The sequence below is a fragment of the Streptomyces sp. NPDC090127 genome (assembly GCF_044746945.1).
Classification (GTDB): Bacteria; Actinomycetota; Actinomycetes; order Streptomycetales; family Streptomycetaceae; genus Streptomyces.
The window spans coordinates 109,644-123,275 of the sequence record NZ_JBIVDE010000007.1; the positions used below are offsets into that span (position 1 = coordinate 109,644).

At 72.7% G+C, this 13,632-nt stretch carries 13 protein-coding genes; 5 read left to right on the forward strand and 8 right to left on the reverse strand.

Translation table 11 applies throughout. The features are described from left to right. The first annotated feature begins 16 nt into the window (after positions 1-16). On the forward strand, positions 17-652 hold the full coding sequence (locus ACIPPS_RS25085; RefSeq protein ID WP_401436096.1) for a TetR/AcrR family transcriptional regulator: 636 nt from the start codon (positions 17-19) through the stop codon (positions 650-652). Here ACIPPS_RS25085 and ACIPPS_RS25090 read toward each other — a convergent pair. Continuing rightward, positions 643-1,104 carry a MaoC family dehydratase gene (locus tag ACIPPS_RS25090; RefSeq protein ID WP_401436099.1) on the reverse strand — a complete coding sequence of 154 codons (462 nt, stop codon included), beginning with the start codon at positions 1,102-1,104 and terminating at the stop codon, positions 643-645. The genes ACIPPS_RS25085 and ACIPPS_RS25090 overlap by 10 nt on opposite strands. A gap of 101 nt (positions 1,105-1,205) precedes the next feature. Here ACIPPS_RS25090 and soxR point away from each other — a divergent pair, with 101 nt between their 5' ends. Next, complete coding sequence (gene soxR, locus ACIPPS_RS25095) at positions 1,206-1,670, forward strand: redox-sensitive transcriptional activator SoxR (RefSeq protein ID WP_401436102.1); 465 nt, start codon at positions 1,206-1,208, stop codon at positions 1,668-1,670. A gap of 118 nt (positions 1,671-1,788) precedes the next feature. On the opposite strand, the gene ACIPPS_RS25100 is transcribed toward soxR, so the two are convergent. From ACIPPS_RS25100 to ACIPPS_RS25125, 6 genes are all read right to left on the reverse strand, one after another. Then, positions 1,789-2,859, reverse strand: a complete 1,071-nt coding sequence (locus tag ACIPPS_RS25100; protein WP_401436104.1) for an RNA ligase (ATP) — start codon at positions 2,857-2,859, stop codon at positions 1,789-1,791. A 94-nt stretch (positions 2,860-2,953) separates the two neighbouring features. Beyond that, positions 2,954-3,661 carry a 3-keto-5-aminohexanoate cleavage protein gene (locus ACIPPS_RS25105; RefSeq protein WP_401436838.1) on the reverse strand — a complete coding sequence of 236 codons (708 nt, stop codon included), beginning with the start codon at positions 3,659-3,661 and terminating at the stop codon, positions 2,954-2,956. A gap of 165 nt (positions 3,662-3,826) precedes the next feature. Beyond that, positions 3,827-4,438 carry a hypothetical protein gene (locus tag ACIPPS_RS25110; RefSeq protein WP_401436107.1) on the reverse strand — a complete coding sequence of 204 codons (612 nt, stop codon included), beginning with the start codon at positions 4,436-4,438 and terminating at the stop codon, positions 3,827-3,829. Between the two features lie 529 nt (positions 4,439-4,967). Continuing rightward, positions 4,968-6,197, reverse strand: coding sequence for a serine-threonine protein kinase (locus ACIPPS_RS25115; protein ID WP_401436110.1), 1,230 nt, complete (start codon positions 6,195-6,197; stop codon positions 4,968-4,970). Between the two features lie 218 nt (positions 6,198-6,415). Next, positions 6,416-7,810 carry an erythromycin esterase family protein gene (locus ACIPPS_RS25120; protein WP_401436112.1) on the reverse strand — a complete coding sequence of 465 codons (1,395 nt, stop codon included), beginning with the start codon at positions 7,808-7,810 and terminating at the stop codon, positions 6,416-6,418. Positions 7,811-7,921: 111 nt separating this feature from the next. Next, a complete protein-coding gene (locus ACIPPS_RS25125; protein WP_401436115.1) occupies positions 7,922-9,172 on the reverse strand; it encodes an exo-beta-N-acetylmuramidase NamZ domain-containing protein in 1,251 nt (416 codons plus the stop codon). 152 nt (positions 9,173-9,324) lie between these two features. On the opposite strand from ACIPPS_RS25125, the gene ACIPPS_RS25130 reads away from it, so the two are divergent. From ACIPPS_RS25130 to ACIPPS_RS25140, 3 genes are read left to right on the forward strand one after another with little or no spacing between them, the layout of a single operon-like run. After that, a complete protein-coding gene (locus ACIPPS_RS25130; protein ID WP_401436117.1) occupies positions 9,325-10,089 on the forward strand; it encodes an SDR family oxidoreductase in 765 nt (254 codons plus the stop codon). Continuing rightward, positions 10,086-11,741 carry an AMP-binding protein gene (locus ACIPPS_RS25135; RefSeq protein WP_401436120.1) on the forward strand — a complete coding sequence of 552 codons (1,656 nt, stop codon included), beginning with the start codon at positions 10,086-10,088 and terminating at the stop codon, positions 11,739-11,741. Before ACIPPS_RS25130 ends, ACIPPS_RS25135 begins: the two co-directional genes overlap by 4 nt. 51 nt (positions 11,742-11,792) lie before the next feature. After that, a complete protein-coding gene (locus ACIPPS_RS25140) occupies positions 11,793-12,386 on the forward strand; it encodes a TetR/AcrR family transcriptional regulator (RefSeq protein ID WP_401436123.1) in 594 nt (197 codons plus the stop codon). 28 nt (positions 12,387-12,414) lie between these two features. On the opposite strand, the gene ACIPPS_RS25145 is transcribed toward ACIPPS_RS25140, so the two are convergent. After that, a complete protein-coding gene (locus tag ACIPPS_RS25145; RefSeq protein WP_401436125.1) occupies positions 12,415-13,629 on the reverse strand; it encodes an acyl-CoA dehydrogenase family protein in 1,215 nt (404 codons plus the stop codon). Between the last annotated feature and the right edge of the window lie 3 nt (positions 13,630-13,632).

Genomic DNA, 13,632 nt, shown 5'->3' on the forward strand with positions numbered 1-13,632 from the left:
GAGAAGAGGGCGAGCGATGAGCGCGGCGGACGCGGCGGAGGAGACGCCCGGCGGCGAGGACGCGCCGTGGGGCGAGGTCACGCCCGAGGCGGCCCGGCGGCTGCTCGTCGCGGCCGTCGAGGCGTTCGCCGAGCGCGGCTACCACGCCACCACCACCCGGGACATCGCCGGCCGCGCCGGGATGAGCCCGGCCGCGCTCTACATCCACTACAAGACCAAGGAAGAGCTGCTCCACCGGATCAGCCGCATCGGCCACGACCGGGCCCTGGAGATCCTCCGGCGCGCGGCCGACGGCGAGGGCACGGCGGGCGAGCGGCTCGCCGACGCCGTACGGTCCTTCGTGCGCTGGCACGCCGAGCGGCACACCACGGCGCGGGTCGTCCAGTACGAGCTCGACGCCCTCGGGCCCGAGCACCGCACCGAGATCGTGGCGCTGCGCCGGGAGTCCGACGCCACCGTCCGCCGGATCATCGACGAGGGCGTGGCGGCCGGGGAGTTCGACGTGCCGGACGCGGCGGGCGCGACCGTGGCCGTGCTGTCGCTCTGCATCGACGTCTCGCGCTGGTTCAACACCCAGGGCCGCCGGACGCCGGACGAGGTCGGCGCGCTCTACGCCGACCTCGTGCTGCGGATGGTCGGCGCTCAGAAGTAGTAGCGCGAGACCGACTCGGCGACGCACACCGGCTTCTCGCCGCCCTCGCTCTCCACCGTCACCGTCGCGGTCACCTGGACCCCGCCGCCGGCCTCCGTCACCTCGGTGAGGACGGCGCCGGCCCGCAGCCGGGAGCCGACCGGTACCGGCGCGGGGAAACGGACCTTGTTCGTACCGTAGTTGAGGCCCATCTTCATGCCCTCGACGCGCATGATCTGCGGGACCAGGGTCGGCAGCAGCGACAGCGTCAGATAGCCGTGCGCGATGGTCTTCCCGAACGGCCCAGAGGCCGCCCGCTCCGGGTCCACGTGGATCCACTGGTGGTCACCGGTCGCGTCGGCGAACAGATCGATCCGCTTCTGCTCGATCTCCAGCCAGTCGCTGTGTCCCAGCTGCTCGCCGACGGCGGCACGCAGCTCCTCGGCGGAGGTGAAGATCCTCGGCTCAGCCATGTTTCCCTCGTCCTCTCGTGAACCTGTGGCTCCTGTTTCTAAGCGCTTGCTCAGCATGTGGGGTGGGCGACGCGCTGTCAACGGACAGTAGGGTTCGAGGGGTGCCGCAGATTCCGGAGAAGATTCATGAACTCACCGTCGGCCAGCTGTCCGCGCGCAGCGGCGCCGCGGTGTCCGCCCTGCACTTCTACGAGACCAAGGGCCTGATCACCAGCCGCCGAACAAGCGGCAACCAGCGCCGCTACGGCCGTGACACCCTGCGCCGGGTCGCGTTCGTCCGGGCGGCGCAGCGCGTCGGCATCCCGCTCGCGACCATCCGTGACGCCCTCGCCGAACTCCCCGACGAACGCACGCCCACCAACGAGGACTGGGCCCGGCTCTCGGCGACCTGGCGCACGGAGCTGGACGAGCGGATCAAGCAGCTCGGCCGGCTGCGGGACCACCTGACCGACTGCATCGGCTGCGGATGCCTGTCCCTGCGGAACTGCGTCCTGTCCAACCCGGACGACGTGATAGGCGAGCAGATCACCGGCTCGCGCCTGATGGGGGAGCGGCGCAAGTCCTAGGCACCCGCACCCACACCCGCGCCAACGGACGTGTACGTGTACGCCGTCTCGTAGGCGTACGAGTGAGGGGCCCGCCACCCCCGTGGGCGGGCCCCTCGGTCCTCGCGGCTCGCGGCCGTCACTCGTACTCGGTGCCGCCCTTGCGCGTCAGGTAGGCCGGGCTGACCGCCTTGGCGATGGCGCGGCCGCCGACGACCGGGCTGTACCGCTCCGTGACCGGCCGGATCACCACCCCTTCGCGCAGATGCAGCCCACGCCCGGACACGGTCTCCCGCCCGCTCGCCACCTCCAGCACGGTGTCCAGGTCGTACGGGCCCGTGTACAGCCGCGGTACGAGGGGCAGTTCGCCGGCCTCCAGGACCTCGGCCGGGTCCAGCCAGCGCACCTGGCCGTCGATCTCGGCGGACACGTCGAAGACCGCGTAACCGACCTTCTCGCCACGGGCGTTGGCGCCGTAGCCGAGGTCCTGCACCCCGGCTCCGTAGACCTCGCCGAACAGCCCGACCCGGCGGGCGCCGAGCCGCTCGGCGAGCCGCGCCGCGACCGCCGGCACGCCGTGGCCGAGAACGGCCCGCCAGTACAGGTTGCGCGGGTCCTCCTGGAGCGCCAGGCCCTTCGCGCCGAAGCCCTTCGAGGAGACCTGGAGGCGCCCGTCCTCCGCGAAGTAAGTGGCGAGGCAGGCCGTACCGTGCAGCTTCTCCGTCAGGACCACCGGCTCGCCGGGCTCGAAGACGTCCGGATACCGCTGGAGGTTCTCGATGTCGACCCACGACAGCAGATCGGGGGCGGCCTCCACGTCCCCGTTCATCGTCGGCGGGATCGGCGGCACCCACTTGGTGATCCCGAGCAGCTCGGCGAAGTCGGTCCCCTCGGCGGCGGCCGCCGCCAGGTCCACGTCGGCCAGCGCCTTCGGGCGGCACACGATGCCCTGCGACACCTCGCCGCGCAGCCGGACCGCCTTGACCCGGTCCGAGGCCTTCCCGGCGAGCCGCCCGGTCAGCCCCAGTTCGTCGACGAGCGCGGCGGGCAGCACGGCCTGCTCCGGGATGTAGACGGCGACATCACCACTGCGGTACGCGCCCTTGGCGACGACGGCGCGGTAGAGGCCCACCTGGGCGAGCTCCAGCGCGTCGGCGTTCGGGTGGGCGTGGACGGCCAGGGTTTCGGCGGTGACGCGTAGCGTCGACATGGCGGTGCTCCGGGAGAATCGGTGGGCGTTCTCGACGCGGAACACTCTGCGGGAGCGATATTGCGGTGGGCCACCGAATTGCGCTCTGGTACGGTCACGCCGCCCGCGCGGCCGCCACCAGTTGGGCGTTGGACTCCGCGTAACTGCCGTCGGGCAGCGACAGGGTGTCCTCCAGGCCGATCCGGGTGTCCAGGCCCAGCCGACGGGCGAGCCGCAGCACCGGCCAGGCGCCGCCTTCCTCGCCGTGCAGGAGGACCGGCCGTCCGTGGGCGGAGCCCGCCAGGGTCGCCAGCAGGGCGAGGGCCGTGGACTCGGCGGTCGTGGCGTCGGAGTCGGTGACCTCCGCCAGGATCCGCAGCACCCGGGGCGCCAGGGGCGAGCCGAGGAACAGCTCAGGTCCTTCCGTACCGGACCACAGGCCCGCCTCCACGCCCACGCCCCGCTCCAGGAGCGCGGCCGCGAGCTCCTCGGCGCCCGGCTCGTGCCAGTTCACCGAGGCGTGGTCGGGCAGGACCGTCCAGGCCCGGACGCGCTCCACCCGCCGTACGGGATCGGGCTCGGCCCAGGCTCCGGTCGTCACGCCCACCGGGACGTCGACGGCCTCCCGGATCGCCGTCAGCGTGGCCGCGAGGACCCGGGGCGACAGCGTGTCGCCCCCGCACGGCGTCCTGGGGTGCACATGGACGTCCTCGGCTCCCGCCGCGACCGCCCGTGCCGCCTCCTCCGCCATCGCGCCGGGAGACATCGGCACCGCCGCCGAATCCCCGGGCCCCCGGGTCCCGTTCAGACAGACCTGGATCAACGTGTCCCCCCGTTGCCCCCGTTGTCGCGGTTCGCGGTCACTCATGTCGCACCATTCGTCGAGCGGTCGAGCGGTCGAGCGGTCGAGCGGTTGTGCGAGGGTGCCGGCCCGGCCATGAGACATCAGCCATCAGCCATCAGCCACCGGACCGCCGTCGTCGTGTCGTCAGGCCACCGATGCCAGCCGGAGCACCGATCCGCCTCGCGCCCGCGTCAGCGCCCCGGTCGTCAGCACCGCCCGGGGAACGACCACGCCGCACGCCCCGCACACCGGGCCGAACCACGGCTTGTCCGCCAGATCCGGACGCCAGTCGATCCGGTCACCCGCGCACACCGGGCACTGCTCCCCGGGATCGGACTCCAGGGCGGTGATCAGCCGCCGCAAGACCTCGGCCAGCGGCTCCGAGGGATGGACCGCCGGGTCGTCGCAGCGGGCCACCCCGTTGCCGCCCCAGGTCCGCCGGTGCCAGTCGTCGAGCGCGCCCGGCCTGCGCAGCCCCTCGTGCTTCTCGCGCCGCCGTCGCGCCGCGAACTCCTTCTCGTACGCGAGCCACACGGCCCGCGCCTCCTCCAGCTCGTCGAGCGCGGCCACCAGCCGCCCTGGATCGAGCTCCCGATCCTCGGGCCCGAACCTGTGCCGTCGGCACAGGTGGTCCCAGGTCGCACGATGCCCGTACGGCGCGAACCGCTCCAGGCACTTACGCAGCGAATACCTCCGCAGCGCCGTGTCACTCCTTGGATCGCGCACCTGTCTCGCAAGACTCCGGAAACCCGCCATGGCTCCGCACCTCCGTCGCTGCTGCTTCGGCGTCAAGGACGTTATGGGATGGACGAACGACTACCCCGTCGTGTTCCATCGAAAATTCGATGGGGCCCATCAGAGGCGCACGGGGGAGCTCTGGTGCAGGACGTACTGCTGGGGATCGCGGACAACCCGGCGCTGCCGGAGCGGCTGCTCGAACGGCTGATAGCGATCGGTGACGAGAACACCCTCTTCCTCCTCGCCCGCCGCCCACGGAGGAGGAGGAACTCGCCCCCACCCCATGTGGCCGACCGGGCCGCGTTTGGCTCAGAACCGGCGCGTACCGGCGGCGCTGCTCGCCGCCCTCCTCGCCGGCGGCGGCCGGCCCGTGCGGAGCCGCTGTGACGCATGTCACCGGTGAGCCGGGGGCGCGCCGATCACCCGCCGGTGTCCGCCGAATCCGGCTCGTGGGCGCCTCCCACCCCGCGCCGCCCGTGGCGACGAGGCCACGGCTGCTCGTCGACGCGGAGCGGTGCCTGGTCGGGAACGCTGAAGCGCCCGCCGCCTACCGCCCCCCGATCCGTCCCGCCGTCGCCACCACCCGTGCCAGTTCCGGGTGGCAGATGTCGCTGTGCTCGCCGACGACCTCCGCCGCGTCCACGCTCACGCACCCCGTCGCCGGGAACCCGTCGCGCAGGGCTCGCGTCAGGGGGAGGGCCGGGGTGTTCGGGACGGCCTGGACGCCGTCGTGGCCGATGGCCATCCAGCGTTTGTCCGTGCCGAGCAGCGACTCCGCGTCCCTGGCCAGCCGGGAGGCCAGCGGGTAGAAGACCCGGAGCGCGCTGTCGTGCCGCGAGTAGCAGGCCACCACCGGCCCGTCCACCCGTCGCTGAAGGCCCCTCAGCGAGCCTCCCCGGCCCGGCTCGTGCGGCAGGCGCGTCGCGAACGCGTAGTGCGAGAAGGCCCCTTGGAGAAGCGTCACCGACGCCACGTTCCGCGCCCCCGCCGGCAGTCCGCGCAGCGCGTACGCGACGAGGCGGGCACCGAAACTGTGCCCGACGAGGTGGATCCGCAGGCCGGGGGACGAGTGGGCGACGTCGCCGAGCAGTCGGCCGAGGCCCCGCTCGCCGACGATGCCCGCCCGCCGTTTCATCGTGTAGTACGTCGCCTGGCGCAGCGCCTCCTTCGCGCCCTTCCAGTACCGCGACAGCGTGCCGCCGCCGAACGCCTCGCGCGGGGTCGGCACCGTCCCCGGCCCCGCCGCCTCCTCCAGCGCGTCGGCGAACATCGCGCAGACCACCACCGGGTCCGCGAGCAGGAAGTCGGGCACGTCCTGGGCGTCCTCCTGGACCCCCCGCGAGGGGACTTCCTGCGAGCCGTCCGTGTCCGTCAACGTCCGCAGCAGCCCGCCGAACTCGGCGAAGGCGGCCTCGTCGTCCGGCTGCTCCTCGAGCAGCGCGGCCAGCCGTCCGACCACCGCCTCCTTGCCCGGGTGCAGGGCCGCCACGGACTCGAAGTCGGGGATCGGCTCGTCCGAGAACATCATCGACGGCCACACCACCCCCACGTACCCCACGCGCACCCCGGGCCGCACGGCCTCCGGGAAGGGCGCGAAGAACGCGGAGAAGAGCCGTTGGGCCACGGACGGGGTGTTGTTCCACCCGTGGGCGAACAGCACCACATCCGTGACCCCCCGGGCGGCCAGCTCCGCGAACACCTCGCGCTGCCCGGCCGCCCCGTCGCCGTCCTTGTCGAAGGTGATCTCGCGGTACGGCTCCACACTCATGCCGGCCATGGTCTGCCCGTCCCTCCGCGTCGAGGAAGCTGCGAAGAAGGCCCCGAAGGCCTCCGGAGAAGCCGGGCCCGAAGGCCCGCCCCCGTAGGACGCCCCGAAGGCATTCGGGGCGTCCTACGGGGAAGCCTCGGAGAAGCCCCCGGGAAGCCTTCGGGGAATGTCCCATCCAGAGGCTTCCCGCGCCGGCATCCCGTGCACACGGAGAGGCGTCCCGGTTTTCAGCGCAGGCGCGCCGCCGCGACCTCGGGGAAGTGCACGAGCAGGTCGTACGACGTGGCGAGCCGGACCGGCGCCTGGCTGCCCGGCCACGGGTACGCGGTGCCGACCAGCCAGGCAGGGCGGTGGACGTTCAGCCAGCTCCGCGCGGCCGGTGTCGTCGTGCGCAGGTCCAGGTAGTAGGGGCGCGACGACACCCGGTCCAGCACCTCGGCGCCGCTGTCCCCCGCGCCCGGCAGCCCGACGGTGAAGCTCCTGATCGGCTCACCCGGCGCCTCGGTGTCGTGCGCGTTGAACGAGCCCTTCCCGAAGGAGGCGCCCATGCTCACGTAGTCGCGGCCCAGCGCGTCGCGCAGGAAAGCCCCCTGGAGGCGCGGGTACTGGTCCGGCTTCAGCGTCTCGTAGCCGACGTGCCCGTTGTGCGCGGAGAGCACCATCCGGTCGCCGGTCGCCCGCTGCCACCACACGGTGTTCTCGGCCATGATCCGGTCCCGGTACAGCATCGCGTCGGCGATCCCCGTCCCCGTCATGTCGTACGCGTACTCCGTGCCGACCTGGGCGATCGCCCGCGCGTGCTGGACCGTCCAGGCGTGCTCCTCGCGGTCCCGGCCCGGCTTCTGGCGCTCCAGGAGGGCCAGCGCGCGGTTCACGTCGGCCGCCATCCGCCGCCGCTCCTCCGCCGGCCTGACCAGGTACGCGTTCATCCAGGCGTCGACCTCGCCGACCGGCCGCGAGGCCCGGTAGAGCTCCTGGAAGCGCGGCAGCAGCCGGGGGTACGTCCGGGCCACGTACCCCGTGACCCTGTCGAAGAGGTTCGCGCCCGCGTAGCCGAGGTCGTTGCCCATGAAGCGCACCGGGTGGTCCGGGTGGCGCAGGTTGTGCTGCCGCATCCAGACGACCAGGTCGAGGTACTCCTCGGTGTTCCAGAAGCGGTACGCGTTCTGGAACTCGTCGTCCAGGATCCGCGCCGGGTCGCCCTTGCCGAACCGCACGTAGTCGTCGAGCAGCAGCCCCGTGGACCAGTTGGCCTCCAGGGCGAAGGTGGTGAACCCCTGCTTCTCGACCAGGTGCTCGAAGATCCGGTGCTTGGTCTCGAAGAACTCGCCCGAGCTGTGCGTGGCCTCCCCGATCCCCACCACCTTGGCCGAGCCGATCATCCGGTCCAGCGGGCGCAGGTCGACCAGGGGCCGGGCGCTGCGGGCGAGTTCGCGAGCGGGGTCGGGCGTCACCGTCGGAGCGTCCGCCCGTGCGGCGGGGGCCAGGGCGGCGAGACAGAGTGCCACGACCGCGCCCATCAGCGGTAACCGGCGCCGTCGTGCGGAGGCGGGCGGGTGCCCAGCCGTGTCCATGTCCATGTCCATGTCCATGTCCATGTTCGGGTTCGGGTTCTTGTTCATGGATCAAGCCTGTCGGCCGGTCACTCGCCCCGGCCAACCCGCCAACACCCGCCCCGTACGGGGGTTTCCCCCACCCATCACCAGCCACCCGCCACCCGCCGCCCCCGCCCGTCACCGGTACAGCAGGTACTCCCTCCGTACCGCCCGGAACGCGGCCAGGTCCGCGCCCCACGCCCCGACCACCTCGTCCGTGTCCGCGCCCGCGTCGATCATGGTCCGTACCCGCGTCGAGCCCGTCAGCTTGTCGATCCAGTTGTCCGGTCGCCACGCGAAGCCGCTCCAGGACCGCCTGGCGCTGACGAGGAGCCCGATCCCGGTCCGTACGGGGTCGAAGTCCGCCCGGTCGTGCACGTGCACCTGCACCCCGCCGACCGTCTTCCCCTGGAACTTGGAGAAGGTCGGGGCGAAGTACGCCTCCCGGAACCGCACCCCGGGCAGGCCGAGCGCGTTCGCCGCCTCCGCCCACCGCCGGTCGATCCCCTCCGCGCCGAGCAGTTCGAAGGGGCGGGTGGTGCCGCGCCCCTCGGAGAGGTTGGTGCCCTCGAAGAGGCAGGTGCCGGAGTAGACGAGCGCGGTGTCGGCCGTGGGCATGTTCGGGCTCGGCGGCACCCACGGCAGCCCGGTCGCGTCGAAGAAGTCCGCGCGCCGCCACCCGGACATCCGTACGGTCTCCAGCTCCACCGGCCGGGCCAGGAACTCCCCGTTGAACAGCAGCGCCAGCTCCGCCACCGTCATCCCGTGCGCCTGCGCGATCGGCTCGCGCCCCACGAAGGTCGCGAACGCGCGGTCGAGGACCGGCCCGAGCGCGGCCCGCCCGGTCACCGGATTCGGCCGGTCGAGCACGACGAACCGTTTCCCCGCCAGCTCGGCCGCCACCATGCAGTCGTAGAGCGTCCAGATGTACGTGTAGAAACGGGCGCCGGCGTCCTGGATGTCGAAGACGACGGTGTCCACGCCCGAGGCCGTGAAGACGTCCGCCAGCGGCTGACCGCTCTTCAGGTACGTGTCGTAGACCGGCAGCCCGGTCGCCGGGTCGTCGTACCGACCCTCGGAGCCGCCGGCCTGCGCCGTGCCCCGGAAGCCGTGCTCGGGGCCGAAGACCGCCACCAGGTCCACCCGGTCGTCGGCGTGCATGACGTCGACGACGTGCCGGACGTCCGCCGTGATCCCGGTCGGGTTGGTGACGACACCGACGCGTTCCCCGGCGAGCGCCCGGTAGCCGTCGGCGGCCAGCCGCTCGAACCCCGTACGGACCCGCCTCCCTCCCTCGTGCGCCGCCGCGGCCGGGGCGACGGCCGCGCCCACCCCGAGTGCGCCGCCGGCGGCCAGCAGACCGCGTCTGGACAGGCCCGACAGGTTCATCCGGAAACCTCCTTGATCGCCTTCCCCGACATGGCCCCGCACGCTAGCGCCCCGGACGCCCGCAGGGAACGAGGCGTGCGCACGGGACTTTCGCCGACACATACCGACTGGTTAGTCTGCCCGTACTGTCACGACGGAGAGGCGGGTCCCCGATGAGTACGGTGCAGGGTTCTGGAGTGGTCGTCACGGGCGCGGGCGGCGGCATCGGGGCCGCCCTCGCCCGCCGGTTCGCCGCCGAGGGCGCCCGGGTCGTCGTCAACGACCTCGACCCCGACCGCGCCAAGGCGGTGGCCGAGGAGATCGGCGCCACCGCCGTCCCCGGCGACGCCTCGGAGATCGTCGAGGAGGCCCGCCGGCTCCTGGGCGGCACCGTCGACGTGTGGTGCGCCAACGCCGGACTCGCCTCGGGCGGCGACGCCTTCGCCGAGGAGGCCGTCTGGGCCGCCGCCTGGGACGTCAACGTGATGGCCCACGTCCGCGCGGCCCGCGCCCTGCTGCCCGAGTGGCTGGAGCGCGGCAGCGGACGCTTCGTCTCCACGGTCTCCGCCGCCGGGCTGCTCACCATGGTCGGCGCGGCCCCGTACAGCGTCTCCAAGCACGGCGCGTACGCCTTCGCCGAATGGCTCTCCCTCACCTATCGCCACCGGGGCCTCAAGGTCCACGCGATCTGCCCGCAGGGCGTCCGTACGGACATGCTCACCGCCGCCGGATCGGCCGGTGAACTCGTCCTCGCCCCCACCGCCATCGAGCCCGAGGACGTCGCCGACTCCCTCTTCGACGCCATCGAGGCCGACCGCTTCCTGGTCCTGCCGCACCCCGAGGTCGCCGACTACTACCGGGCCCGCGCCGCCGACCCCGAGCGCTGGCTCGGCAACATGAACCACATCCAGCGCAAGTGGGAAGGGGCCCGCGCATGACCTCCACGGAGTCCCGCTACGCCGCCAGGCCCTGGCTCGCCCAGCTCACCGAGGCCCAGCGCGCGCCGATGTCCCCGCCCACCACCGCGCTGCACGCCTTCCGCGCCGCCGCCGCCCGCGTCCCCGAGCAGCCGGCCCTCGCCTACTTCGACGGCCGGCTGACCTACCGCGAGACCGACGCGCTCTCCGACTCGGTCGCCGGACACCTCGCGGCCCGCGGCCTGGCGAAGGGCGACCGGGTCGCGATCATGCTCCAGAACAGCCCGCACTTCGTCCTCGCCCTGCTCGGCGCCTGGAAGGCGGGCGCCACCGTCGTCCCGCTGAACCCGATGTACAAGTCGGGGGAGGTCGGCCACGCCCTGCGGGACTCCGGGGCGACCGCCCTGATCTGCTCCGACCGCGCCTGGGCGGCCTTCCTGCGGGAGGCCGTCGCCGACACTCCCGTACGGATCGCGCTGACGGCCTGCGAGCGCGACCTCCAGACCCGGGACGACCCGCGCGTCCTCGCCTTCGAGCGGGTGGAGACGGACGCCGACGACCTGCTCGCCGCCGCCCGCGCCGGGCACCCCGCCCCCGCGGACCGCGAGCTCACCGGCGACGACGTGGCCCTGGTCAGCTACACCTCGGGCACCTCCGGCACCCCCAAGGGCGCCCTCAACCTCCACCGGGGCATCGCCTACAACGCCGAACGCCAGCGCACCGGCCACCCCGTCCCCGAGGGCGCCGGCTACTTCGCGCTCGCCCCGCTCTTCCACATCACGGGCCTGGTCTGCGAGCTCGCCGCCTGCTTCGGCAACGCCGGCACGCTCGTCCTCGCCTACCGTTTCGACGCCGGTGTCGTCCTCGACGCCTTCCTGGAGCACCGCCCCGCCTACACGGTCGGCCCCTCCACCGCCTTCATGGCCCTCGCCGCGCACCCCGGCGCGACCCGCGACCACTTCTCCTCGTTCCTGGTGATCTCCTCGGGCGGCGCCCCCGTCCCGCCCGCCCTGGTGGAGAAGTTCCGCGCCGGCTTCGGCCCGTACATCCACAACGGCTACGGGCTCACCGAGTGCACCGCCCCCTGCGCCGCCGTGCCGCCGGAGAAGGAGGCCCCGGTCGATCCCGCCTCCGGCACCCTCTCGGTCGGCGTCCCCGGCCCCGACACGCTCGTCCGGATCCTCGACGAGAACGGCGCCGAGGTGCCCTTCGGCGCGCACGGCGAGATCGCCGTGCGCGGCCCGCAGGTCGTCCCCGGCTACTGGCGACTCCCGGAGGCCACCGCCACCACCTTCCCCGAAGGGGAACTGCGTACCGGCGACATCGGCTTCATGGACGAGGACGGCTGGCTGTACGTCGTCGACCGCAAGAAGGACATGATCAACGCCTCCGGATTCAAGGTCTGGCCGAGGGAGGTGGAGGACGTCCTCTACACCCACCCGGCCGTCCGCGAGGCCGCCGTCGTCGGCATCCCGCACGCCTACCGGGGCGAGACGGTCAAGGCGTACGTGAGCCTGCGCCCGGGCAGCGCCGTGGACCCCGCCGAGCTGGCCGCCTACTGCGAGCAGCGGCTCGCCGCGTACAAGTACCCGCGCGAGGTCGAGATCCTGGCGGAGCTGCCCAAGACGACAAGTGGGAAGATCCTCAGGAGGGAACTCCGTTCCCCCTGGTAGACACGACACACATCACGACACCCACGGTGATCACGAGAGAGGCGGCGGCGCATGGCCAGGACCACGGACGGGAGCGGTACCCCCGTCCCCCAGAGGCTGCTGGCCGCCGCCACCCGACTCTTCGCGGAGCAGGGCTACGACCGCACCTCCGTCCAGGAGATCGTGGAGGCGGCCGGGGTCACCAAGGGCGCGCTCTACCACTACTTCGGCTCCAAGGAGGACCTCCTCCAGGAGGTCTACTCCCGGGTGCTGCGGCTCCAGCAGGAGCGGCTCGACGCCTTCGCGGACGCCGACGCCCCGGTCGAGCGGCGGCTGCGGGACGCCGCCGCCGACGTCGTGGTGACCACCATCGACAACCTCGACGACGCCTCGATCTTCTTCCGCTCGATGCACCACCTGAGCCCGGAGAAGAACAAGCAGGTGCGGGCCGAGCGGCGGCGCTACCACGAGCGGTTCCGCGCGCTCATCGAGGAGGGCCAGCAGGCCGGGGTCTTCTCCTCCGCGACCCCGGCGGACCTGGTGGTGGACTACCACTTCGGCTCCGTCCACCACCTCTCCACCTGGTACCGCCCGGACGGCCCGATGACGCCGCAGCAGGTCGCCGACCAGCTCGCCGACCTGCTGCTGCGCGCACTCCGGCCGTAAGGCCTCGCACTCCGGCCGTAACGCCTCTCTAGAGGTACTTCTTCAGCTCCCGCCGCGCCAGCGACCGCTGGTGCACCTCGTCCGGGCCGTCCGCGAGCTTCAGCGTCCGCGCGCCGGCCCAGAGCTCGGCCAGCGGGAAGTCCTGCGACACCCCGCCCGCGCCGTGCACCTGCACGGCCTTGTCGATGATGTCGACCACCGCGCGCGGGGTCGCGATCTTGATGGCCTGGATCTCGGTGTGGGCGCCCCGGTTGCCGACGGTGTCCATCAGCCAGGCCGTCTTGAGGACGAGCAGCCGCAGCTGCTCGACGGTCACCCGGGCGTCCGCGATCCAGTTCTGGACCACGCCCTGCTGGGCGATCGCCTTGCCGAAGGCGGTACGGGACACGGCACGGCGGCACATCAGCTCGATGGCGCGCTCGGCCATGCCGATCAGCCGCATGCAGTGGTGGATCCGGCCGGGGCCGAGCCGGGCCTGCGCGATGGCGAAGCCGCCGCCCTCCTCGCCGATCAGGTTCGTGGCCGGGACCCGGACGTCGTGGAAGACCACCTCGGCGTGGCCGCCGTGGTAGTGGTCCTCGTAGCCGTACACCTGCATCGCCCGACGCACCTCGACGCCGGGGGTGTCGCGGGGCACGAGGATCATCGACTGCTGGCGGCGGATGTCGATGCCGTCGGGGTCGGTCTTGCCCATCACGATGAAGATCTTGCAGTCGGGGTTCATCGCCCCGGAGATGTACCACTTGCGCCCGTTGACGACGTAGTCCTCGCCGTCGCGCAGGATCCGCGTCTCGATGTTGGTCGCGTCCGAGGAGGCCACCTCGGGCTCCGTCATCGCGAACGCCGAGCGGATCTCGCCGGCGAGCAGCGGCTCCAGCCACTGCTTCTGCTGCGCCTCGTCGCCGAACTGGGCGAGCACCTCCATGTTCCCGGTGTCCGGCGCGGCGCAGTTGAGGGCGGTGGGGGCCAACTGCGGGCTGCGGCCGGTGATCTCGGCGAGCGGCGCGTACTGGAGGTTGGTCAGCCCCGCCCCGTGCTCGGCGTCCGGCAGGAAGAGGTTCCACAGGCCCTGGCGGCGGGCCTCCGCCTTCAGCTCCTCCACGACCTGCGGGGTGTCCCACGGCGAGGCGAGCAGCGCCCGCTGCTCGTGGGCGGTCCGCTCGGCCGGGTAGACGTGCTCGTCCATGAAGGCGAGCAGCTTCTCCCGCAGCTCCTCGGTGCGCGCGTCGTATGCGAAGTCCATGGC